Annotated in this window: 19 protein-coding genes; all 19 read right to left on the bottom strand. The window is 47.0% G+C overall.

The features are described from left to right. Nucleotides 1-1485, bottom strand: a 1485-nt coding sequence (locus tag ACTHMC_RS11435) for a carboxypeptidase regulatory-like domain-containing protein (protein WP_440413253.1), incomplete at its 3' end; no start/stop codon positions are given. A gap of 30 nt (nucleotides 1486-1515) precedes the next feature. Beyond that, on the bottom strand, nucleotides 1516-2511 hold the full coding sequence (locus tag ACTHMC_RS11430) for a fasciclin domain-containing protein (protein ID WP_440413252.1): 996 nt from the start codon (nucleotides 2509-2511) through the stop codon (nucleotides 1516-1518). A gap of 1 nt (nucleotide 2512) precedes the next feature. Beyond that, nucleotides 2513-3823 carry a fasciclin domain-containing protein gene (locus ACTHMC_RS11425; protein WP_440413251.1) on the bottom strand — a complete coding sequence of 437 codons (1311 nt, stop codon included), beginning with the start codon at nucleotides 3821-3823 and terminating at the stop codon, nucleotides 2513-2515. A gap of 20 nt (nucleotides 3824-3843) precedes the next feature. Further along, the gene (locus tag ACTHMC_RS11420; protein WP_440413250.1) at nucleotides 3844-4935 is read right to left on the bottom strand and encodes a fasciclin domain-containing protein; all 1092 of its coding nucleotides are present in this window, start codon (nucleotides 4933-4935) and stop codon (nucleotides 3844-3846) included. A 41-nt stretch (nucleotides 4936-4976) separates the two neighbouring features. Continuing rightward, on the bottom strand, nucleotides 4977-6194 hold the full coding sequence (locus tag ACTHMC_RS11415; protein ID WP_440413249.1) for a hypothetical protein: 1218 nt from the start codon (nucleotides 6192-6194) through the stop codon (nucleotides 4977-4979). Then, a complete protein-coding gene (locus tag ACTHMC_RS11410) occupies nucleotides 6191-7885 on the bottom strand; it encodes a hypothetical protein (protein WP_440413248.1) in 1695 nt (564 codons plus the stop codon). The genes ACTHMC_RS11415 and ACTHMC_RS11410 overlap by 4 nt, the downstream gene beginning before the upstream one ends. Nucleotides 7886-7911: 26 nt before the next feature. After that, the gene (locus ACTHMC_RS11405; RefSeq protein WP_440413247.1) at nucleotides 7912-11373 is read right to left on the bottom strand and encodes a carboxypeptidase-like regulatory domain-containing protein; all 3462 of its coding nucleotides are present in this window, start codon (nucleotides 11371-11373) and stop codon (nucleotides 7912-7914) included. A gap of 128 nt (nucleotides 11374-11501) precedes the next feature. Further along, complete coding sequence (locus ACTHMC_RS11400; protein ID WP_440413246.1) at nucleotides 11502-12497, bottom strand: FecR family protein; 996 nt, start codon at nucleotides 12495-12497, stop codon at nucleotides 11502-11504. Nucleotides 12498-12715: 218 nt separating this feature from the next. Further along, entirely contained in the window at nucleotides 12716-13267 is a 552-nt protein-coding gene (locus ACTHMC_RS11395; protein WP_440413245.1) for an RNA polymerase sigma factor, read from the bottom strand. 87 nt (nucleotides 13268-13354) lie between these two features. After that, entirely contained in the window at nucleotides 13355-14524 is a 1170-nt protein-coding gene (locus tag ACTHMC_RS11390; RefSeq protein WP_440413244.1) for a Gfo/Idh/MocA family protein, read from the bottom strand. Nucleotides 14525-14663: 139 nt separating this feature from the next. Further along, nucleotides 14664-15530, bottom strand: a complete 867-nt coding sequence (locus ACTHMC_RS11385) for a glycerophosphodiester phosphodiesterase family protein (RefSeq protein ID WP_440413243.1) — start codon at nucleotides 15528-15530, stop codon at nucleotides 14664-14666. Nucleotides 15531-15540: 10 nt separating this feature from the next. Continuing rightward, complete coding sequence (locus ACTHMC_RS11380; protein WP_440413242.1) at nucleotides 15541-16449, bottom strand: carbohydrate kinase family protein; 909 nt, start codon at nucleotides 16447-16449, stop codon at nucleotides 15541-15543. After that, on the bottom strand, nucleotides 16449-17927 hold the full coding sequence (locus tag ACTHMC_RS11375) for a mannitol dehydrogenase family protein (protein ID WP_440413241.1): 1479 nt from the start codon (nucleotides 17925-17927) through the stop codon (nucleotides 16449-16451). Before ACTHMC_RS11375 ends, ACTHMC_RS11380 begins: the two co-directional genes overlap by 1 nt. A gap of 6 nt (nucleotides 17928-17933) precedes the next feature. Continuing rightward, nucleotides 17934-18869, bottom strand: coding sequence for an ABC transporter permease (locus tag ACTHMC_RS11370; RefSeq protein ID WP_440413240.1), 936 nt, complete (start codon nucleotides 18867-18869; stop codon nucleotides 17934-17936). Next, nucleotides 18869-20368, bottom strand: a complete 1500-nt coding sequence (locus tag ACTHMC_RS11365) for a sugar ABC transporter ATP-binding protein (RefSeq protein WP_440413239.1) — start codon at nucleotides 20366-20368, stop codon at nucleotides 18869-18871. The genes ACTHMC_RS11370 and ACTHMC_RS11365 overlap by 1 nt, the downstream gene beginning before the upstream one ends. A 21-nt stretch (nucleotides 20369-20389) precedes the next feature. Beyond that, nucleotides 20390-21409 (bottom strand): substrate-binding domain-containing protein, encoded by a 1020-nt coding sequence (locus ACTHMC_RS11360; protein WP_440413238.1) that lies wholly within the window; start codon nucleotides 21407-21409, stop codon nucleotides 20390-20392. Further along, the gene (locus tag ACTHMC_RS11355; RefSeq protein WP_440413237.1) at nucleotides 21406-22194 is read right to left on the bottom strand and encodes a glycerophosphodiester phosphodiesterase; all 789 of its coding nucleotides are present in this window, start codon (nucleotides 22192-22194) and stop codon (nucleotides 21406-21408) included. The genes ACTHMC_RS11360 and ACTHMC_RS11355 overlap by 4 nt, the downstream gene beginning before the upstream one ends. Before the next feature lie 9 nt (nucleotides 22195-22203). Then, the gene (locus ACTHMC_RS11350) at nucleotides 22204-23625 is read right to left on the bottom strand and encodes an SUMF1/EgtB/PvdO family nonheme iron enzyme (RefSeq protein WP_440413236.1); all 1422 of its coding nucleotides are present in this window, start codon (nucleotides 23623-23625) and stop codon (nucleotides 22204-22206) included. Nucleotides 23626-23656: 31 nt separating this feature from the next. Then, a complete protein-coding gene (locus ACTHMC_RS11345; RefSeq protein WP_440413235.1) occupies nucleotides 23657-25120 on the bottom strand; it encodes a RagB/SusD family nutrient uptake outer membrane protein in 1464 nt (487 codons plus the stop codon). Between the last annotated feature and the right edge of the window lie 15 nt (nucleotides 25121-25135).

Genomic DNA, 25135 nt, shown 5'->3' with positions numbered 1-25135 from the left:
TCTCATATTGAAGATGCTCGCTTCACGGTCTGTACCCAGATAGATGGTAGTACCGGGTGTACGTCCCATGATCTGCACCTGTGGAAGGCTGGGGTCGCTTAGAGGATCACGTTTGTCGTTCACCTGGGTGAAACCAACCACCAGGTTACCGGAGAGCTTATTACTGAAACGTGATTTCAGTTCAGCAACGGTGCTGGTCTGATGATTGGTCTGCTCAAAGGCCATACTGCTGAAACGGAAATCCTGCTGGTCTCGGTCCATATGCGTAGCCTTGCTGAAGATGGTGTTATTACGGATGGACAGCTGATGATTGCTATTGATATTCCAGTCGAGCCGGTTGAAGAATTTCTTCGATTCACTGCTATTGATGTACACACCGGCAGTACCTGCGTCAAAGATATTGCCATAGCGGCTTTTTACGGCTCCGCTGATAGCATCTGCATCGGTAACGCTGAGGATATCTTTTGTTTCATCGGTGCCTGCAGACAATTGAGTAGGATCCTGTCTCTTTGTGATCTCTTCATTGGTGAAGAAGAAGAGCTTATTTTTAATGATGGGGAAGCCAACACGGAAACCTGCCTGGTAATCGTGGAAGTCATCATTCATCTTACCCAGCTTTCCAGCCTTGTCTTTTCCGGTGATGGCGGCAAATCTGCCGAAGCCATACACAGAGCCGTTCACCTTGTTGGTACCGCTACGTGTTACGGCGTTCACGGAGCCACCGGTGAAGTTCCCGATCTTCACATCGAAGGGAGCGAGATACACCTGCATGTCCTCGATAGCATCGAGAGAGATTGGATTAGTGCGTGTGCTGCTGCCTGCCATACCGGAGGTGCCGGTCTGGCCACCCAATGAAGGACTGAAGCCGATGGCATCATTGTTAATGGCGCCGTCGATAGTAACGTTATTGTAACGGAAATTGGAGCCCCCGAAACTGTTATCGCGACTGCCCTGCGGCGAGAGTCGTGTAATATCGGTGAGGCTCCTGCTCACCGTAGGCATATTACGGACCTGGTCTGCACTGATATTTTTCCCTGCACCATAGATGTCGGCGCGCTGGGTGATCTTTCTTCCTTTTGCAGAAACAGTCACGGCGCTGAGTTGCTGGCTACCTGGTATAAGGCTGAAATCCATTTGCCGGGATCCCCCCAGTCTTACATCTACATTTTCCCTTGTTTCCGTTTGCATTCCTACCATGGATACCGTAACCATATATCCATTACCAATACGCATATTGTTGAGGAAGTAAAATCCTTTTTCGTCGGAGGCTGTTGCATATTTTGTTCCTGAGGGTGTGTGAATGGCTGTTATACTGGCGCCTGCCACTATTTTACCTGTACTGTCTTTTACCTTTCCGCTCAGCGAGCCTGTGGTTTCCTGGGCATTACCGGTAAACGAGAGCAGCATTAACAGGCAAACCACAAAGCAGTTTGCCGCAAGCCTGCCTGCACTGAACAACGGCGTTGCTTTTCCTGTATTCTTCATGAGTTATTTTTTTCGGTCTTTTGATGCGAACTATTGAGTAATGCGAAGCGTGCCGTTGATCACGTGCAATACGCCATTACCGGTAAGGATATCTCTCTTCACCAAAGCTATATCGGAGGTATTACCGATCCCCCGCAATGAAAGGCTGTTGAAAGATCCGGGAGCCTGAGGGTCTGGCAGTAATCTTATATTCACCGTATTGCCATTGAGCATGGCTTGTTTTGTAGTGTTTGAAGATCCCGTACTGAGAATATAATCATAAACAAAACGCCTGTCGCGCACCACATGATAATCGACCAGCTCTTTCAATTGCAGAGGATCGGTATTGAGAATTTGCTCTACCGTCTGATAGCCCCTGGCCTGCATAGCAGCGTTGTTGGGAGCGAAGATGGTAAAAGGGCCTGTTCCGTTGATGGTTTCCAGTAAACCGGAGGTTTTCAGCGCCTGAGAGAACAGGGTGATGTCTTTATCGGCTGCAATAGCGTCTCCCAGGCGATCGTGCGTATACGGGGTGAGCACCAGGTTGATCACCTGTATCAGACCGTTGCTGGCAGGGATGTTGGCAGACAACACCCGGGCCCCGTTGATGGTAAGCACTGTATCTGTTCCCTTGATCCAGTGTGTGGCAAACATTTTACCACCGCGTGAACGCAATTCCTGGTTGAAGAGATACGGCAGCCTGTTGAGTTCATATCTACCATCCATGGTATGGTAATTGGCGATACCTGCAATCACTGATCCATTACCAGCAAGCACTGACGTTGCATCTCCATAACCAGCATTGTTAAAAGCCAGGTCAGACGGGGCCAGCAGGGTATAAGGACCATCACCTGTCTGCAAACTTTTATCGATGCCGCTGCGTCGTAATGCGGCGCTCATGACAGAAAGATTGAAGTTATCAGCTACTACGAGATTTATTTTGTTGTTATCGTAACCGGAGGCCTGACCGCTATCATCTTTCACACAGGAGTTCATTCCCAGGAGGCAGAGTACCGAAAAGAAATATATTGTTTTCTTCAGCTTCATATTACTTCATTTTAAGGTCTTTGGGGATCAGTAAGCGGTCAACCACATGCAGAGGGCCATTCAGGGTACTGATGGTTTCGGTTACAGTAGCAGGTTCTGCATTGGAGCCTTTTACCTGAACAGTAGGCTTTCCGTTTTTCTCCCCGAAGGTTAAAGTCATTTTATATTCATAGCTGCCCACAGCGTTGCTGAGCACAAAATTTTCCAGGTAATCATTTTTGAGATCATTTGAATAGAACTGGTGGGAAACTGGCCTGGGTTTACCATAAATGGAAGAATAGGGAAGGTTATCAAATCCATAATCCCAATGATAGGCCAGGATGGAATCAGACATATACCCGAATGCAGCGATCTCCCAGGTATTCCAGTCAAAAACGGGTTCCTCTCCAAAAACATGTGAGTTGGCCGCCAGAACATCTTCCACACTCTGAAACCCTGCTGCATGGAAAGCATCATTGGTAGGGGCATACATGGTGCTGAAATTGGCATAGTTTTCACCGGAATAATCAGGTGCGATATTGTAATAGAACGCATAATTCGTTCTCCTGCTATCCACCCAGCCATACCCTCCGGGATCCCAACCTGTATTGTCTTCATAAATACGCCGGTATTTCAGATCGAATATTTCATCCACTTTTTTTTGTAAGTTGATGAAAATGCTGAACCTCGGATCTTTTTCGAGATATGACCAGAAAGATTCATCAACCGGCCTGGTCAGCACCCTGTCTAACGCATACACATAAGCATTCTCAGCAGGCAGGGACTTATCAAGATCACCGGAAGTTATGCCGTTCACGATCAGTTTTCCATTGGCGCCTCTCAGCATCTGCCTGTACCAGTAAGCGTCTCGGGAAATATTATTCGGTTCATCATTCCCGTAATAATAACTCCTGGAATACAATCCTTTCTTCTTAAGCAGGCTGGCGGTTTGCAGGCTACCGGAAGCACGCAGCAATTCCTCTTTGGTGAGTGTATTCCTGACTACATGCAGCGCAACAATGGTATCTGCATCCAAAGGATTCATTGAAGTGATGGCAGATTCAGTATATCCTGCAGCCTGCATGGCTGCATCGGAAGGAGCCAGCACTGTAACTGCCGTTCTTGTGATAAGCAAACTGTCCATATTGCTTTGCTCTATCAGCTTAAGGAAAAGTGTAGAAGTTTTCAGTATTTCACCCAGAGGTTTGTATTGAGGGTCCACATAGCTGACCTTCTCTCCTTCCGGTGGCGGAATGTATTCTTCCTTTTTGCAGCCTGTAGCAATTATGAGGAGCATCAGTGCAGCGAAACTGTATTGTATAGGAGCTTTCATGAATTATTCTTTTTAATCACTTATTTGATAGCGTCTGCGGGAACTGATATCAATCCATGCAACCGGTGCACGATCCCGTTCTCGCAAAGATGATCGTACCACACCAGAGGTTTCAGCATAGCACTGGATTGAGGTACATATCCGATCCTAACAGGAAGGCTGCCGGGATTGGGGCCAGGCTTCCAGAGGCTCAGTTCGGGATAGGGAGTAAAGAACCTGTCGGAGGGATTGGAGCTTAGCAGGCTGGTGGCAAACTGGATGTACCAGTTATCGTCCTTCAGCAGACTGGGATATTCGTATTCTGCACCCAGTGATTTGAACACATATTGATCGGAAACGAAGAAGTGGCTTTGTGGAACTATATAACAGCCAAACAATCGTTGCGCGTTGTATGCAGAGATATCCATACTATTGATGGTTTCGGCATCAATACCCTGTAGATCATAAGCATCGTTATCCGGAGCAAAAATGGTGAAAGGCCCCTTCATTGCCAGTTCATCCCACAATCCGAACTTTTTCAATCCGTTGACGAAAATGCTGAACTGAGGCTGAGAAGAAAGATATCCCTGTACACTCCTCTCTTTATGGTACTGCATGAATTTATTCAACACCTGCAGTACGCCATTGGCCAGCCTGATATCACTTCGAACGATCCTTGCACCATCGAAGAAATAATCTTTGCCACTGGTGACTGCGGATACATACACACTTTCTCCAGCCATTGTTTCCAATCGAACATCCACTCCGTTGGTAGCAAAATCCGTAGTGATCCACCTTCTGTCCTTTATCACATGATATTGCAGTGCATGACGGAGACTGTCTTTATTCAAACTGTACACCTGTGATACAGTGCTTACTCCCATTGCATACCAGCCATTGTCAGGCACAGCAAGTACGGTAACGGGGCCGGGCGCATTGAGATCACCCGTCAGGCCAGTGTATTCCAGTGCTGCATAGAAGAGACGGAAGTCATAGTTGTTTTTAATGAAGTCAGCCGCGGGGCGGATATGCTCGTTTGGCTTTGGCACCAGCAGATTATCGTGTCTGCAGGATGACAGCAGCATCAAAAAAACTGCGGCACAGATCTTCAGTGACTTTAAATATTTAAACATAAGATGAATTATAATTCTATTTCAGTTATACCTTACGATTATCAATAGACGGGCTTATCATACTTACGCTGGATGGTAGTCAGATAAACGCCGCCATTCACGATCTCTATGGAGTTGACTGTTGCAAACGTTCTTGGATTATATATTCCCGAGTGAATGTTCACCAGCATATTCGGAAGATTGGCACCGGTGCTGGCGCTCGGTTTATCGTTACCATTATTAAGGCAATTGAGGGTGGCCCAGTTTCCATCGGTATTGGTAAAAGTGTAATGATAGGGGTTATTGGCAGGGCTAAGGCCGGGGAGGAAGAACTCCCAGCTCTGCCAGCTTGAAGTGGCAATACCGTTTTCAGCAGGATTTACAAAGACCGGGAAGCTGAAATAGGGCGCTACCGTATTGGAACTGTTGTTCCGCTCCACCGTTGCAAAATATTTTCCCTTGTAACCGGCAATTGCATTGAACCGGTAAGCTCCGCCATCAGTCAAGGCTGAAACCTGGTTAGGATAAATTGTAAGATAGACGTCCATCCTGTCTTTCACGCCGCCCTGAAACTGTCCCATCTTGTACACTTCAGGCTTGGTATCATTGCCCGCATCCTGGAATCCTTTGGCGCTGTAATTATAAAAATTCACATAAGCCAGAGAATCACTCAGTGGCTGTTTGTGGAAACCCTCCTGTCTGAGCAGTATGCCATTCTCCTTTGTATTATAATCTTTCTGTAACAGGTGCATTGTATACACTTCATGACTGGTGAGGGTTACAGTGGTATCCATCATCAGGTCACCAATAAGGTTACGATCGAGCTTGAAATAAGGCACGGTGTTCTTAGGCCTGTAGAAGAACATGAAACGATGGGTTCCTGAAGGGATCTGCGCCCAGCTGCTGAGATCGTACCCGTTCACGATCGGCCCGGCCAGCACATTTTCCTTACCGGGGTACTCAGGATTGTTCACCGATGTACTGGAACCTACATGCGAAGGATAAGGAGGTGCATAATAATCACGCACATCCAGAAAATCTCCGATGATCTGTCCGCCGACCGGTTTTCCCTCTGCATCAAATGTGGGATTCACGATCATACAGAGGAAAGGGACTTTCTTGTCCTTGTCTCCCAGGCTGAAACCGTAGTTAAAATTATTGAACACGCGCAGGTAGGCCGGGTCTGCTATTTTGGTGTAATCCACTTTTGAACATCCGGTAACACAACTTATCACCAGGACCAGGCTGACAATATTTTTTATGATTTGCATCTTCATCATTTGTTATGTTTTATGATCATCATTTTGGCCTTCGGGGCAATATTTCCGGTGCTTCCGATCAACGCCACCGTGTATACGCCGGTTTCATGAAAAGGCAATCTTTTACCGGCATTTGTATACAGGAGTTTGTTGGCGATAAAATCCTGTGAAGACAGCACCGGAATATCACTGGCCCATGTACCGGGTACTACGGCCGGCGCTGAACGATAAGCCATGATCTGGTACTTTGAACCGTCCAGTCTTGTACTCTGATAAGGCTGATCAAATACAGGAATACCGGGTTGCAGATTCACACTTGCATTGCCCATTGGCTGACCATTATCCAGCGTATAGGTGATGTACTGATTATCGGGAGAGAAATTCAGATAGCGTGTAAAGAAGAAAAAACTTTGTTTCAGTCTGTCGAATGTGGCATCATCTGAAGCGCCTGCATATTGGACCCCACTGAGATCATTGGCAACCAGCAACAATTTTGCTGCCCCATCAGGAGCAGGATACAACCATGCCGTATAGTTCATATTCGCTCTCAGCAATTGTTCGGCTGAAGCAATCAATTTACCAGCTGCGTCTTTCGCTTCCACTTTAAAATTCCCATTGACCAGGTTTGCATATGCGCCCGACTCTCCGAATTTCAATGCAGTACCGATCTGTTCCCCGTTAGCAGTAAAGCTGATGGCTCCATCACTCAAAGCATTCGCTGCCTGTATCCTGAAATAAGTAGTGTTAGCGGCTGGACTCAAATCCGTGATCACCTGGATGGCATTCTGATAAGTGAAAGATTCTTCGTTGGCCGGATTGATACTATAATTGAAACGTCTCGGTGAAACGATCACAGTGTATACACCACCTGGCTGAAACACGCTGATCTGGTTGAACACAAGATCAGAAGAGGTGCCATAACTTTCAGAATACGCAGACGTAACGGGATCCATAATCCGGTATTTTGAACTACCGAAAGGTGTGGGGAATTGCTTCCCATCTTCCGTCAAAACCCTGAACTGGTAGGTACCGTAAGGGATCTCTGCATATCCAGACACTCTTGTTGCGGTACTGATATGGCTTGTTTTTTCACTTACGGATGTACCGTCTGCATAAGCCAGTGTAACAGGTCCGTCCAATATTTCCTGTATACCAAATTCGGTTCGAACAGGATTATTGATAACGCCGCTGAGATTGATCACCCTGATCTTTATATGATCGGGTTTTGATGGGCCCGCTACATCACGCTTCACCGCCACTACTTTGGGCTGACCAGTGAAGTTTTCATAGGGCAGCAATACATAATCCATAGGATTGCTGTGGCTGTTCTCTGCCGTGAACTGAACATGGCTGTTGGGGCCTGAAAAGCTTTTATCCCAAATACTCAGTTCTGTTTTTTCATCAACACCAAAAACATCCATCGGAACTTCCCAGAGACTTCCCAGTCTGCCATCAGCAGAAAAATATTTTGTTGCGGGGTACCTGCCGGACATCGGATCACTGGGGCGACGCACAACAAAATTGGTGAGACTGTCGCCATCGGCGATCACCTGGTTGTAAGCGCTCAGGTTGATGATGCGCACATTTGATTTCTTCAGATTTTCTGTGACCGGACGGTTATCGTACGCGAAATCAGACTTATCCTTTTTACAGGCGGCCAGCAGCAACAGCGTTGCCAGCAATCCTGAACTGTATTGTAATTTTTTTGGCATTCCTGGTTTTTTGAATTCGATTATTCTCAGAATGGGTTGTAAGTAAATCCGAACATGATCTCGGCGCCGCGCTTGTAGCTGCGGTTGATGTACTCATTGCCGTACCATTTCCCACCGGTTTGCGGATTCGCATAAACGGTTTTGATGGCAGGATTCAGGATATTCTTCGCATAACCCTTGAACAGTACTCTCTTGCTCACACGCTGGCTGAACACCAGGTCCAGCACAGGAACGGGTTGTGTGTAGAGATCAGGCTCACCGGTGAGGTTGATCTGCACCAGGCGCTCTCCCACCATATTGAAAGTGAGCGTAAGGTCAGTGCCTGTTTTGTTGTTCTCATAGTTGAGCCAGGCATTGATGCTGTAAGGGGCCTGCTCGAACAATGGACTGTTTTGCGGGGTATGCCTGTCGAGGGATTTGCTGGCTGCATAACGCTCAGCGGTTTTCTTTATCTCACTCTGTGCCAGCAGGAGGTTGGAACCGAAGAAAATCTTTTTCAGCGGCTTCCATACTTTGCCCAGGTTCTGCACAACTTCAAATTCCATCCCCCACACCTTACCGGTATTGGGATCGTTCTGGAACTGGATCACAGGGAACTCAGGGTATTTAGCCGCGAGACCATCTGTTTTCAGCGTGAACACTTTCACCAGCTGGTTACTGATCTGCTTTCCGAAGGCAGATACCGCAATTACTTCACCCTTTCCGGTGAACCATTCCCAGCGGAAATCGAGGTTCTTTGTCTGCTGGTTCACCAGGCTGGGATTACCTACCACAAGGCCCATCTGAAAGGCGTCGAACTCGAAAATATTGGTGATCTCTCTCAGCTCCGGTCTTGCCAGCGTTGTATTGAAAGCGGCACGGAAGTTCATATTGCTGTTCAGTGTATACGTGGCATTCACTGAATAATAAGGTTTGTAATCAGCCATATAAACCGTGTTAGGATTGATCGGATTGATAGGAACTGCGGAACCATCGGAACCTTTTACGGTGAGTGAAGGATCCAGAAAAACACCGGATGTATCAACAGAAGAACCGATGTCGGTCATCTCAAAACGAACGCCTCCGGCCATTCTGAACCGCTCATTCATACGCAAATCCAGCATACCATAAAAGGCATTGGTTTCGTAGTAACCGGTATAATTATTAGGCGATTTCTGGCTGTTGTACAGGAAACCATTCACTGGCATCTGGCCTTCTCCATTGTTGCCTGAAGGAGTAAACAGGCCAATCACTTTGTTTCCAACCAGAGCGTTCAGGTTTCCATATACATCATAGAGTGTGATGGATTTGTTTGGAGCGAAGTTGGAACCCGGCAGGAACAACTGGTTCTCCGTGAATGAACGGTCACGGAAAAGATAGTTCACTCCTGTTTTAAATTCCTGCCGCTGGCCGAGGAATTTAAAAGGGATGGAAAGGTCAGCTTTATAGTTGTAGTTCTGCTCATCCAGGTTGCGCCAGCGGCGGCCATTAGGCTCTGCCTGCATCAGGCCGATACTGCCCACACCGTTCACATAACCTGATGTAAGCGCATACAGGTGATCGGTATATACATAACCACCGCTTCCCCCCTGCTCACCGATACCTGGCCTGAAATAATAACCACCATTGCGGGGCCTGTAATCAGTAAGGCTCACGAAACGGAAATCAGGATCATTCTGTTTGGAGGAAGAAGAAGCCAGGTTATAGCTCAGCCTGGGTGAATATTCCGTATTGAACAATTTATGTTCACCCTGCAGGTTGAAGGTATTCAGGTTCCTGAAAGTCTGCTTCAGGGACCAGGTGGTAGTATGCACATCACCGGGAAGACCGGTATACTCATACTTTCCATAAAGATTGGTGGCGGTATTCTCTCCTCCCCAGCTGCCAAGGTATTGCATGCTGATCTCATGCAGTGCGCTGAACCGGTATGTGAGGCCCGCGAGTGTTCCGTAATTCAGGGTTTCCACACCAGTATTCTCTTTGTAAGTCTGGTATTTACCCATGAACAGGCTGTTAGGGGTAATATAGTTCGGAATGTTACGCGGGCTGTACACATCCGGATTCCCTGTTACCACACCCTGGTAGATGCTGAACTGGGTAAGGTCACCGCCGCTGATGTCAGTATAGCGACGGTAATAGTTCCCACCCAGGATCAACCCCAGTTTGTGCTTTGTAAAAATGTCGAAACTGTTTCCATAGGTCATGGAGTATAATTGATTCAAAGGCGCTTTTTTGTATTCAGTGGTCATCACGGGATCGAAAGCGCGCATGATGCCATTGATGCGGTTCACTTTTTTGTATGCATCAGCACTGTAATTGCTGTTGGCGATCATTTTCTGAATGGAGTTCAGTCCACCGGGATATTGGATGGCCAGGTTCTTGAATTCGCCGGAAAGGTTTTTCTCTTTGATCCTGTTTCCGAATGCGCCCATTTCATTATTCCAGAAACTATTGTATTTGCCGCCAACACCGATGTTTGAGTTGAAACCGGTCTGCGCAATGAACTCCAGCGTTTCTTTATCAGGTACTGATTTTGTTTTCAGTTCCACGATGCCAGCCGCAGCATCAGCGGGCTTGTCGGGCGTCACTGTTTTGTAAATAGTGATATTATCCAGCAAGGATGCAGGCACCAGGTCTAAAGGGATAGAGCTTCTGTCCGGGTCGGAAGAAGCCAGCCTTACACCATTCAGCTGACCGATCACGGACCTGTCGCCCAGTCCGCGTACCGCCACATACTTATCGTCTGTGATGGTAACCCCAGACACTTTCGCGAGTGCCTGGGTAGTTGTGATAGAACCTGTTTTGAGGATCTGTTCTGCAGATATGGCGTCCTGCACAATGGCAGCACGGCGTCTTTCGTTCAGTACGGCAGCAGACGTATTGGTGCGTCTCCTGGCCTGAACCGTTACCGATTCCAGGGAAGCAGTATTGGATTCCAATACCACCCTTAGGTGCTGCGATTCGCTGGTAACTTTCATTTCCTTTTCCTTGAAACCAACCATACTGAATACCAGCGTGGCTCCTTTCTCAGGAACAGGTAAGGAGAAAGCCCCATTCTCATCGGTAACGTCTCCGTTCTTTGTGCCTTTGATGTGAACGGAAACGCCGCTGAGTGCGCGGCCTTCCGCATCAAAAACACGACCAGCCGCATTTCCAAGGACCGGTGCGTTTTCAATAACAACATAACCTTCCACCACGCGGTATCTCAGACCGGTGCCAGACAATACCATGTTCAATGCATCGCCTGTTGTGAGCATTTGCGAAGGAATTGAAACACGCCTGGTACTGCCTGACAGCAGCCTCTCCCTGATGGACAGGCGGAGATCTCCTTTTTTTGCGATCTCATTGATACTTTGCTCCAGGCTTGCACTGTCGAGACTGAGACTGATCTTTTTACTCAGGTCCTGCCCCAGCACGCGGCCTGCAGACAATACCAATAAAAAGAAGCAGCAAAGCCCCATTCCTTTTACAAACCGATTAAAAAAAGATGACCTTGTACAGATTCGCATACCGTTTTATTGTTGATTGTTTGCCTTGTAGATCCGGCGAATACTTATTGAATTTGCATAGCAATCCCTGCTGCCTCTGCAGGCAGGAGTTTTACTGGTTCCGTCTTATGATCAATTATTGTATGATCCTACTTGATGGTAACAGTCCTGGATAAAGAATCCAATGAATGATCAAAACCGGCCGTTACCGCCAACACATTCATCGCTTTTTCAAGTGGCATTTTTTCGTCGAGCGTAAGTGAAATCTTCTCGCGTAAGAAACCTTTATTGATAACTGTTATTTTGACGCCATAATGATCCCGGAATGCATCCAGGATATCACTCAGGGATTGTTTTCTGAATACCATCATTTCATTCTTCCAGGCAAGGATATCTTTCGGATTCGCTTTCAGCCTGGTAAGCTGACTGTTCTTCCAGCTGATCTTATCACCAGGCAGCATCGTCACCATATTGCTGGCCATCGTTCCGCCATGATAACTCACCCGCACTTTACCTGTTACTACCGCCACTTCCACCGCTGATTTAGGTTGGGCCGATACTTTGAATGAAGTTCCCAGCACTTCTGTATGCACATCTCCCGTGAATACGGTAAAAGGCCTGCGTGCGTCTTTGGCTACTTCAAAGAATGCTTCCCCATCCAGGTAAACATCTCTTGTATTGTCAGCAAAACCGGCAGGATATTTAATGCGGCTCTTTCTGCCTATTGTAACGGTGGAACCATCAGCCAGCTTCACTTTCATCCGGTGCTTGCCCGGATTGAAATGCTCCGTATACAGAACGGGCATTTGAACCGTTGCGGGGTGTTCGTTTTTTTTATAGAGCTCCTGTGCTACAGGAATATTGCTGTTTTTGTCTGAGTAAGATAACCAGAACAATAAACCACTTGCTGCTGCCACCACAGCTGCGGCATAGGCCAGGATCTTTTTCCACACAGGTTTCCGCATGGTGATCACAGGTACTTCTTCTATAATTTCGCTGGTGTGTTCGGGTAACTGCTGATAAAATAATAAAAGCTTTTCTTCTGCATATCCCTTCGCTTCTTCATTGAGCTGCATCTCCAGATCGCCGCCCTGTTCATCCAGCACCGTACCGAACAGGTCGCTGAAATCAGGCTTATTCATCATTTCACTGAGTTTTCGCTGCTCCTCAGGACTGAGGTCCGCGGACAACATTTTTCTGATCAATTCTTTTTCCTGGCGATGATAATTCAAATTGGTGCTGTTGATAGTTGAGTCAATAAGCGGCTTTTAACCGGCCTCATAACTATAAACACAGTATTGAAATACTACCACCTGAAAAATAATGGAGTTCACATTATGGTAACATTGAAAGGGGGAAAAGGCTATTTCATTTTTTCTTTAACCTGGGAGAGAGAGGCTGACATATAGTTTTCCACTGTATTCACGGAGATATTGAGATGGCGGGCAATCTCTTTATAAGTAAGGCTTTCCTCGCGGCTGAGCACAAACACCTCCCGCTTTTTATCAGACAGGGAAGCGATGGCAGCCAGGTATCGTTCCCGCGCTTCATCATAAAACAGTTTGTGATCCGGAGATGTTGCAGCCGGCATTTCTTCTCCGGCAGGTAATTCTTCCAGGGAAATTACGGGAGGCATGCTGCCTCTGAAGTGATTGAGAATGGCATTTTTCAGGGCACGTAATATATATGGTCTGAACCCCGCAGGGCAATGGATATTTCCTCCGGTCTTCCAGATGCGGAGCAGCACGTCCATTACCAGTTCCTCGGCCAGCATGGCCTGCTTCAGGTTATTTTGTGCGTATTTACAAAGGGGAATGAAATACCGTTTGAAGATCAGATCAAAGGCAACAACGTCTCCCTGCTGCCATTGTAAGAGCAGGTCTTCATCTGACGAATTATGATTTATTGCCTTCATGCGGGGTCACCGCAAAAGTAGAATAAACACAGCTTTGAGTAAGGTTACCTAATTATTACCAGCACCTGCCTGCACCATCGATGTAATTTACTTGATCTCTACACGTTGTTTTGTTTCCATTGCTTTGTAGATAGCCTGCAAGATCTTCACATCCTGTCTTCCCATTTGTCCGGGTACCGGTGTTGGTCTTCCTTCCATAATGGCCATGGCAAAATCATCCATTTGCCTTGCCTGCTGGTTCACGGAGGGAAAATCCATTTTTCCTTCAGAAGTTTCTCCTGCCTGTCCTCTGTAAGGATAAGCAGGTGACAATTGCGCCCACCCTTTTTCAGCATTCATGCGCAGCAGGTTCATGTCCTGCGTGTAGCTGGTTTTACAATTGGCGATGATACCGCCGGGAAATTCCAGTGTCCAACTCAGCGACTCTTCCACATCCTTATATTTTTCCGGTTTCTTCTTGATTCCTTCGATGGCAGTAACAGCAATTGGTTCCATACCGGTGGTATACCGGCATGCCTGCACACAATAGATACCCACATCCATCAGTGGTCCGCCTCCTGCCAGTTTTTTATCCAGCCTCCAGCCATTGGTATCACCCATACCGTCATATGCTTCTATGGTTTTTATCTTTCCGAAAATTTCCTTCTGCCCCAGTCTCATCATCTCCCTGTTATATGGCTCAAAATGCAAGCGGTAACCTATGGACAACATTTTACCTGCTTCTTCACAGGCCGCGATCATGCGGTCACAATCTTCCACCGTAACGGCCATCGGCTTTTCACAGATCACATGCTTGCCTGCTTTAGCGGCACGGACCACAAAGTCGGCATGCAATGCATTCGGCAATACCACGTATACAATATCGATGTCTTGGTTCTTACTGATCTCATCGAAATTGTTGTAGTCGTAAATATTTCCGGTGGGGATATTATATTTCGCTTTCCAGTCGATCGCTTTCTGGGGAGTACCTGTAACGATGCCGGCCAGGTAACAATGTTCAGTCTCCTGCAAGGCCGGAGCCAATTGCCCGCCTGAATAACCTCCGAGTCCTACCAGGGCGATCCCTAATTTCTTCTGCACCAAAGGCTTTGGCTTGATCAGCGGCTCTTCTGCAAGAATACTTTCCGGAAGCGGGTCCAGCAGCGGTTCAGCTTCTGCGGCCAGCACAGGCAGCACACCGGAGCCCAGGGTCAGCATAGTGATCTTATAGCTGGCACTCTTCAGAAATGCCCTTCGGGAATTAAGGAACTGTACCATATGAGACAGGTTTATAGCGGATAAAGGCAATTGTTATGCCTGAATTTCGGGAACAGGCTGCTCAGAAGGTGGGGATTTACATGCACAAAAAAACCGGGAGCAATTTCCTGCTCCCGGCTCCTGCCAACAGAACAACCCTTTATTTCTTTTCGTTTACAAACAACGCAGGGTAATCGGTCTCTATGATATCCGGACGTTTTATCAGTTCTTCTGAATAACCCTTCACTTTCTCCAAATCCGTTTTACGCTTATCCTGAGTAGGGTGAATTGATATAAAGATCATCACACCCTTACTGCGCAGATACTGATACACTTTTTCATGTGCCGGATCCATCGTGTACCCTACATAAGCTACCAGCCTGTTGAACGGGATCTTTGTTTTAATATAAGCATCCAGGTCTGCCTGGTTTTTAATAGCCACACAGAGCATCACCTCCTTTAAATTCTTGTAATAAAAAGAAGCTTCTTCCATGGACCTCACACTGAGAAGAATATTAGGGTATTTCTTATCCTTGAGCAGATCTACATACTTCACCCAGGGAATTCCCTTGTTATCCAGGTTGAAGATGGTTTTGTCTTTTCCCCATTCCAATGCTTCCTCCAGTGTGGGGATCTTGAATTCCGTGATGTTCCCGTCACGGTCTTTCAGTCTCGCCGCCTGTAATTCTGCATATGTATAGTCAGATACCTTTCCTTTCATGGTGGTAGTCCTGTCAAGTGTAGCATCATGCATCAGCACCATCACACTGTCTTTTGTAAGGCGTGGATCTATCTCAAAGAAAGAAGGAAGAATGGTCAGGGTCTTTCCCATAGCTTCGATGCTGTTCTCCGGGAATTGCGGCAGCATCCCCCCGCGATGCCCCGAGATGATTACAGGTTTAGCGTCACTGTACCTGAAATATTGCTGAAGCTCTTTGAAATTATTGGCGACCACCTTTTTCATTTCCTGAGCAAAGCCGGATGCAGACTGCAGGAGCAGGCAGGCGGCCAGAATTTTTTTGAACATATCTGATATTTTAGTTCCTGATTAATTGAAGTGATTTTTTGAAAGCCAGGAGATCCTGTTCATCATAAACAGGACAGGCTCCATGCTGCGTAGCAATAAATCCAGAGAGCAGGCTGGCGCTTTGCAGGGATTCTTCAACATTTCTTCCTTTCAGTTTCTTAGACAGGAAGGCTGCCAGGAAAGAGTCTCCGCTTCCCACCGTATCCTTTACCTGCACTTTATGCGCCTGCTGTTCTATGAACGCTGCCTCTGAACTGTATACAGAGCCATCAGCTCCAAGGGTAAGAATGATCTCTCTGATATTCGGAAATCGTTGTATTATGAACTGTAGTTGTTCTCTTTTATTCTTTTCATTCACTCCCAGCCATTGCATGATGATGCCAAGTTCTTCTTCATTCAGTTTAAGCAGGTTGGCTTTCTCCAGCAACAGATATATCTCTTCCTTCTGATAAAATGGAGATCGGAGGTTCATATCGAATACCCGGAATCTGCTCACTTCCATCAGGCGGAACAATGTTGACCTGGATACTTCCGAGCGGGTGGCGAGACTTCCGAAGACCAATGCATCTGCGTTTTTCACCAACTGCTCTAACCCGGGATTCCATTCAATGAAATCCCAGGCAACATTTTCCACTATCTCGTAAGACACCTGCTGGCCCACAGTATGTACTTCTACTGTAGATGTGGGCTTTTGATCCGAGATATTGCAATACGTGGCACTGATCCTCAGCTTATACAATTCTCCGATGATATCTTTTCCATTCTGGTCATTTCCTACCTGGCTGATTATAGAACTGTCGATACCGGATTTGGTGAGGTGATAACAAACATTCAGGGGCGCTCCGCCCAGCCTTCTGCCTTCCGGAAGATTGTCCCACAATATTTCTCCAAAACAAACAACGCTTATATTATTCATCATTACACTAAACTTTTAATGGCCTGCGCGCAGGCGTACAACATATCATGCTTTCTGATCGATACAGCAAAATCAGCCACCTGATCACGAAATGGCTCACTCAATGAGAGATCTCCAAATACATCCTGTCTGTCGAGAAATGCTGCCAGCGTATTATCTGCATGCGTTTTAAACAAACTGCTCCATTCTTCCGCAGCCGGATCATTGATCATTCCCCCATTGATCACCTGTGTATCCAGATAAAACCACCAGGCTGCTACGATCAATGCACCGGTCACCGGCCTGATACCATTAGCGATCTGCCAGTTGATCACCGGCAATACAAACTTGGGGATCTTGGCAGTGGATCCTGAGATGATCCTGTCTGTGCTGTCATTGATCATGGCGTTGCCAAACCGGTGTTTCACCTGATTTGCATATACCTTATAATCCACTCCCGGCAAAGCTTCCAGCGACAGATGCACTTCCTTTTCATTGTACAGATCGAACAATGTTGAAATATTTTTGTCGGTTATTGCATCATGGATATAATTATACCCCATGGCTTTTCCGATCAACCCGGTAAGACTATGTCCTCCATTCAGGATACGCAGCTTCATGCTTTCGTAGGCCCTTACATCTGACACCAAATCCACCCCTGCTTGTTCCAATGGAGGAAAACCAGGCGCCGTATGCTTTTCTATCACCCATTGAAAGAAAGGTTCACAAACTACCAGACATTCGTCCTCATAGCCATATTTTTCCAGCAGGGATGCCCGGTCCGCAGGCTGTGTTACCGGCGTGATGCGGTCCACCATACTATTGGGGAAAGCAACCTGTTTATCCAGGTACTCAATCAATGCCGGATGATATGCGCGAACAAAACTATAAAGGGCAAGCTTCAGCACATCGCCATTTCCCTGTATATTATCGCAGGAAAGTAAGGTCAGGGGGGCTCCGCCATTTACGTACCGCTGCTTCAGGCCGGCAGCGAGATAACCGAAAACTGTTTTAGGTAAATTACCAGACTGCAGGTCATGCTGAATATCCACATGTTTCAGATCGAATTCGCCAGTGGCTTCATCGATATTGTAGCCGCCTTCCGTAATAGTGAAAGTAACCAGGCTGGTATTGGCATCAGCGATCCTGCTGATCACCTTTTCTGTTTCTTCCGGACCGAACAATAATTCCGTGATCGCATCTATCACCATCACTTCTTCCTTTTCTCCGGAAGCGCAAATGCGAAGGGAATAGAGCAGGTCCTGCTTCTTCATTTTCTCAACAAAAATTTTATCCTGCGGCATTATGCATACGCCACAGATATTCCATGTAGAATTCAATGCAGGATCCAATCCGATCAACTGCTGAATGGCCCAGGCCTGGTGAGAACGATGGAATCCGCCCACACCAAAATGAACGATCGATCCTGCGCCACGGTTCCGGCCCTTACCAGTGATCACAGCAGCAGGTAATGTTGTAACAGTTTCTTTATTCAAAAACATTGCAGCTTATTTTTTTTGATAACGTTGAAAGATCACGGCCATGAGAATGATCACACCTTTGATCACCTGTTGCAGGTAGCTGGCAATGTCCAGCAGGTTCATCACATTCCCGATCATAGCCAGAATGAGTGCGCCAAGAAGGGTATTCACTACAGAACCTTTACCACCGGAGAGACTGGCGCCGCCGATCACCACCACTGCAATCACATCCAGTTCCATACCCACTCCGATATTGGGCGTACCCACACCCGTGCGGGATACCATCAGCAGTGCCGCAATAGCAGAGAATACAGCAATGATCACATACACCCAGAACTTGTACTTCTTTACTGAAATTCCACTTAGCCTTACCGCCTCTTCATTGCTGCCGATGGCAATCAGCATCCTGCCGAATGCATTGTATTTAAGCATCAGGTATACGATCCCGAAAACCATGAACAGCAGGATCGCTGCATAGGGGATACCCAGCAGATCGCCACTACCGAACTGAAGGATGGACTTTGAATATTCACCCACCGTTACCGGAGAACCCTTAGAGATCAGGTATCCCGTTCCCCGCACGATCGTCATCATGGCCAGGGTGGCAATGAATGGCGCTACACGCTGCCAGGCCACCAGGTAGCCGGAGATAATTCCAATACCCGCCCCTATGAGAACAGAGAGGATCACGGCCCATGGGAAGTAGACCTGGTGCGACAATAACGCGAAACTCACTCCAATGGCAGCTACCACTGAGCCTACCGACAGATCGATCCCGCCAGTGAGGATCACCAGCAACATACCAAAGCTGATCAATCCTACGGGAGCTGTCTGACGAAGCAGGTTCGAGATATTATTGCCTGTAAAAAAAGAATCGGAAATGATGGCAGACAGCACTACCATCAGCACAAATATTATCAGTGTATTGTTCTCAATCAGCCAACGCTTGATACTTGGTTTCATTATCCTTTGTTTTGATCGTTAGTAGCTCCAATAGCTAATCTTAAAAAACTTTCCTCGGAAAAATCTGGCCGCCCCAGCACACCCTGCACCTTTCCACTCTTCATCACCATTATCCTGTCCGACAGCCCCATCAGTTCTTCCCGGTCTGAAGACACCATGATGATGGCAAGGCCTGATGCAGACAGCTCATGTATGATCTGGTAGATCTCGGAACGGGCGCCCACATCCACGCCTCTTGTAGGTTCATCAATCAGCAGCAACCCGGCATCGATATTCAGCCATTTGGCAAGGATCACCTTTTGCTGGTTGCCCCCACTCAGAGAACTGAGCGGATCATGTAGAGAAGAAAGTTTGATATTGAGCCGCTTTCTGAATGAAGCCGCAATTTCCTCTTCCTTTCTGCGGTTGATGAACCCAAACATGCCCTTAACCTTTTTATAATTGGTGATGGATATGTTTTCAAGTATGGAAATATTCAGCAACCCGCCATGGTGTTTACGATCTTCCGGCACCATGCCAATACCTGCTGCAACTGCTTCTTTCGGAGAATTGATTGTCAGCTCCTGTTGATCACAGCGGATCTTTTTTGCTGAATCACTGTCAGCACCAAAAACAGCACGAAGCAATTCCGTTCTGCCACTTCCTACCAGGCCTCCGATACCCAGTATCTCTCCGGCTTTTACGTGTAAAGAGAAAGCCGGCTGCCCAAGTACTGAAATATTGTCCAGGTAATAAGTTCTGCCGTTTAAATTGACGGGCTGCAGGCTCCTGTCAGGGAACATCGCTTTCAGACTTCTTCCCAGCATGGCCTGCACCAGTTCATCCTTGCTGGTTGTACCTGTTTCAAAAGTTTTGACAGTAACTCCGTCTTTCAGAACAGTGATACGATCACAGAGCTCGAATAGCTCCTCCAGGTGATGGGAAATATAAATGATGGCCACGCCTTTATCCCGCAATGCACGCAATGTTGCAAACAACTTATGTGTTTCGGCAGGTCCCAGAACCGCCGACGGCTCATCAAGGATAAGTAAACGAACCTCCTCCGTGAGTGCTTTGGAAATTTCAACTACCTGTTGCTGTGAAATGCTCAATTCACTGACAGGCGACTTAACGTTCAAATTAAAACCTAAATTTTTTATGAGTTTATCAGCTGACTGATACAGTTCATTCCAGTTGATGATTCTTTTACCGGCAAGCTTATGCAGAAAGATATTTTCAGCTACCGAAAGGGCTGGCACCAGGGAGAATTCCTGGTAGATGATTCCGATACCAGCGTTCTTTGCTGCCTGTGTATTCTGAAATTCCACGGGAGTACCGTCCATGCTCATGGTGCCGCCATTTCTTTCAATAGCGCCTGCAATGATTTTCATGAGTGTGGATTTACCGGCCCCGTTCTCCCCAAGGATCGCATGGATCTCTCCGCGCTTCACCTGCAGGTTCACATCCTTCAGTGATTGCACACCTCCGTAAGACTTGGATACATTTTTGATTTCAATCATAGCAGTAAGTTCAGTGTTGGATCAGAATAATGCGTTGGGATCATAGAACAAACTCACATTCGATTTATCTATCAGCACAGAAGGAGTATAATTCACTTTTTTCAGCGTTTCATCCTTATTGAGTTTTCTGGCTACTACTTCCACAATGGTTCGTCCCAGAATAGCAGGACTGTTCTGTGCTGTAGCTGCGTAGTTGCCTGACATGATCAGTTGCAGGGCTTCTTTCTGCGCATCGTATCCCAGAATGGTTATCTTATCCTGCAGTCCCATTTCCCGGATCGCTTTCAAAGCTCCCATCGCCATGGCATCATTCTCCGCCAGCAACATGTTCACTCCAGGATGCGCTACCAGAATATCTTCCATCGCTTTCAGCCCGCCATTATTGTTCCATCCGCCCCAGCCCTGGGCAAGCACTTTGAAATTAACCTTGCTGGTACCGTGGAGTTGCGCATCGGCAATGCCCTTGATAAAGCCAAGTCTTTTTTCACGGCCGACCGGATTACCCTGGTTACCACTGATGATGGCAATATTCATTTCTTTCTGTTTGAAATTTCCAACCACCCATTCTCCGAGGATCTCACCATTCTTTTCATTATCTGCAAAAACAGCAGCTTCGTAAGGAGCTTCATCATCGATATAGCTGTCTACTACAAACACCAGCACCCCCTGCTGTTTGGCAGCTTTCACTACTGGCACCAGTGCTTTGGGATCGATCGGGTTTATGATCAGTACATTCACTCCTTTGGTGAGCAGATCCTCCACAGCCATCACCTGTTTGGCGATATCTGCCTGGCCGTCTGTTGAAATGTATTTCATGCCATAACTTTCCACCTTGTCTTTCACGGATCTTTCCAGGGCCACATAGAAGGGCGCATCCAGCGTTGGCGTGCAATAACCAACGGTAATGGCCGACAGATCTGTAGTACTGGCATACCCTTCTTTTTTAATAATTACTGCATCGGCCTGTCTTTTGTCTTTGGGGATACAGGCAGGCAGCAGGAAAACAAGAGCAGCAAGCAGCGTAACAGTCAATGTTCTCATTTACTCAGACTTTTTTTATAGGTTTTCAAAACTTCTTTAAGCAAGGCAGGTTTGTTGGTGGTGATGAATTGCACGCCAAGATCCAACTGACGTACCATTTCTTTTGGATCATCCACTACATATGAACCGGTAAGCAGCCCCTGTTGCTGCGCTTCTGTAATGTTGTATTCTTTACCGTAACGTTCGTGTTGCAGATTCACGCCATCGATACCCAGGTAGCGGAGGGTTTCGGGTGTTTTATCCACACCAATGTAATACAATTTCATGGCGGGTATACGCATCTTCAGTTTTATCAAGGCATCAAACGAAGGCGTGATGGCTTCCATTCTTCCGGCAGCATGGTTGATTTCAATCACATCCGCAACAAATTCAGCCAGTAAAACATCCCTGGCCTTGCTGATCCTGGACCTTTTCAGATCAAGCCAGAGTTTGATCCGTGGATGCTTCAGGGTCTCTTTGACAAACTGATCAAGTGTGGGAATGGATTCTCCATTGGAAAGACGCAAGGCCGACAGTTCTTTGAAATCTGTTTTCTCCACATCCAGGCCATTGATATCATGATCATGTAATACTACAGGAACAAGATCTTTTGTGAGATGCACATCCATTTCGGCAGCATAACAATCCAGTTGCATGGCTTCCCGTAAAGCAGCTATCGAGTTCTCCGGCTTTGTACTGTCATCATAGATCCCGCAGCGATGAGCTACAACACCGTTATAGCTGAATTGTGCGAAAGCCTGCATCGAAATGATGCAGGCTACGATCAGTATTGGTAATGGTTTCATGTTTATCATTTATGGAATATAAACCACGCGGAATCCGGTGAGGCCCGCATTGGCATGAGTTCCTGTATAAGTGGGTGCATTATTTCCACGGTAATAGACCGACGTCTGCAGGTGCCACCAGCTTCCGCCTCTCATACACCTGTTGGTTCCGGTAGCTGGTCCTGTTGGATTAACCTTGTCCCCGGCAGTGTAACTGCCGAAGTAATCGCTGCACCACTGATAGAGGTTACCACTCATATCATAGATGCCCAGTTCGTTTGGCAGGAAAGTTCCGCCAGGAGTGGTCCTGCTATTGTCGCGATCCGCTGTTGAAGCCACAAAATTGGCTACTGTGGCGCTGACATTTCCACCGGCAAACACGTAGCCATTGCTTTTGCTGCCACCACGTGCCGCATACTCCCACTCCGCTTCAGTAGGAAGCCTGAATGTTTTTCCTGTTTTCTGGCTGAGTTTTGTTACAAACTCGGAAGCCATATTCCAGTCAACATATTCCACGGGATTGTTACTACCCACATTTTTGGAAGGATTGGAGCTCATTACATCCAGCCACTGCGCCTGCGTGATGAGGAACTTGCCTATATAAAAGTCAGAGAGCGTTACTTTGTGAATCGGCCCCTGGTTGGCATTGAAACCAGAACCGGTTGCAATCACACCATAGTTGGCGCCGGTTGGATCTGTATTCTGGGCTCCCATCATGAAGTCTCCGCCGGTTACTTTTATCAGCTCGATACCACTGACCGTGATATTGTTACCATCATCAGGTTTTGCCTGCACTACGCGCAAAGTAGCCTTTGCCGTATTGGGAGCCGTTCCTGCCACCACTTCCACAGTTGCTTCGCGGGCCGCAGTGGATGCATTGGCTGTAACATTGATGGATAGTGTATTCCCTGACTTTGAAATAGTGAACCAGGCGGCAGTGCTGGTTGCTTCCCATACACTCTGATTGGTAGTGAGGGTTACAGACTTAACCTCGGAAACAGCTGCAAAATTGAGTGTTCCAGCAGACAACGTTACCGCCGGGTCCGCCAGGCTGGTGCCCTGTGTTACAGTGAAAGCTTTGGTAACAGTTTTATCACCTGTTTGCAGGCTCACTGTTACCGTTGCTTTCCTCGTATAGCCATCATTGGGTGCGGCGGTTACTTTTATGGTTGGTTCTTCTTTTCCGTTTTCAGTGGTAGTGCTTTTCTCAACTGTGAGCCAGCTATCGGAAGAGGTAACCGTCCAGTTGCTGTAACTGCCCGTCAGCGCTACTATATTCGATGCAGAACCACCTTCAACCTGCAGGTTCAGGTTGGTATTCAGTAAGCCGATACGGTCGGACTGAACATAATTATATTCATCATTCTGGTCTATTTTGTTACAGGCCTGGTTCACCACCATAGCGGCTATCAGCACAAAAAGCGCCAGACAGTATTTAGTAATTGATTTCATGAGTATATCTATGTTGAATGATCTGATCGGGTTATTGCCAGCCTGGTGTTTGGCCACCAAGATTAGGATTATCATTGATGCTGTCATCACTGATCGGCCAGAGCAGGATGTTCTGCTGATTTTGTTTGGCAGCCAGGTAAGGGTTCATATCAAATGCCACTCCCAGGCGGATAAAATCCCACCATAACTTTCCTTCTGCAGGGAATTCTTTCATTCTCTCTTTCACAATGATAGCGTGCACCTGTGGAAGTGTGGATGTGGCGGAATAATAATTATCTACCCCATAAGCACGTTTCACCAGCTTATTCAATGCCTGAATGGCTCCGGGTGCATTGTTCCTGAAATACTTTATTTCTGCGTCAAACATACAGGCATCAGCCAGGCGGTAAACCACGATATCTGCATCCAGGATCAAAGTTCTGTTGAGCCAGGTGCCTTTGTATTTGTTGGTGAAATGGAAGGTCTGGTTCATCAGGTTATCATAAAATACCTGGTAGTTGGTGAGCAGCCTTTTGTCAGCTGTATTCTCCGTAAGCACAGTTACATATTCATCCGTGTAAAAACACCATTGCTGGTTTGGCCCTACAACAACCGGATTGAAATGATATGCCGGAGAAACAGTGGCTGAATTGAACTGGTAATCTGCTGCGTAACCTCCCGTATATTCATCCTGCGCATAGTTCCAGGAGTAGATCACTTCTTTACCGGACTCTGATGCTGTGGCAAATATTTTGTCGTAATCCGTTTCAAGCGCCAGCGCAGTATTTCCAAGCACGGACGTTACAGCCTGTTCCGCTTTATCCAGGTAAGCATCACCTGCATTGCGCACTTTATACATCCACAGGGAGAGGTCAGCTTTCAATATTTGCAGGGCAGAGAGAGAAGCGGTTTTCTTTGCAGTAACGGCAGGGGGCATATTATCAATGCCTGCATCGATATCCTGTTCTACCTGTGCAAGGATATCAGCAGCTGAAGAGCGTGATGGCAGCAGATTCTGGGCTGTGGATTCAAATCCTTCCAGCACTAAAGGTGCATCGCCCCAGATCCTGGCAATCCAGTAATAACAGAGCGCCCTTACATAATATGCATTTGCCAGCACTTCTTTCTTTTTATCGGCAGAAGCAAAATTGATATTGGGCGTGTATTTAAGAACAAGATTGGCATTGTTGATGGTCTTGTAAATGGCCTCCCAGTCCGCATTGGCATGTGTATTGGGCATGGTGCTTTGATACACCTGGTCCCTTGCTGTCTGAGATAATCCCTTGTGATTGCCTGGTCCCCAGAGGCCCGTCCTGTATTCGCCCCAGTAAACAAGTCCCTGGTTGAAGGCAGCGCGCATCAGCTGATGCGTGCCATACATGGCGGAAGTGGCATCTCCTTCAGTTCTCCACATCCCATTGGCAGAGATCTGGTCTGTTTGAATTACATCTAGATCTTTATGGCAGGCGGACAGAAAGAATGCCGCCAATACCGGTAATATATATCTGGTTTTCATTTCAGCGTCTTTATT

The sequence above is a fragment of the Pseudobacter sp. genome, from assembly GCF_051955275.1.
In the GTDB taxonomy this organism is placed as follows: Bacteria; Bacteroidota; Bacteroidia; order Chitinophagales; family Chitinophagaceae; genus Pseudobacter.
Note: the sequence above shows the minus strand (reverse complement) of the source record. Positions and strands in the feature narration are given on the sequence as shown.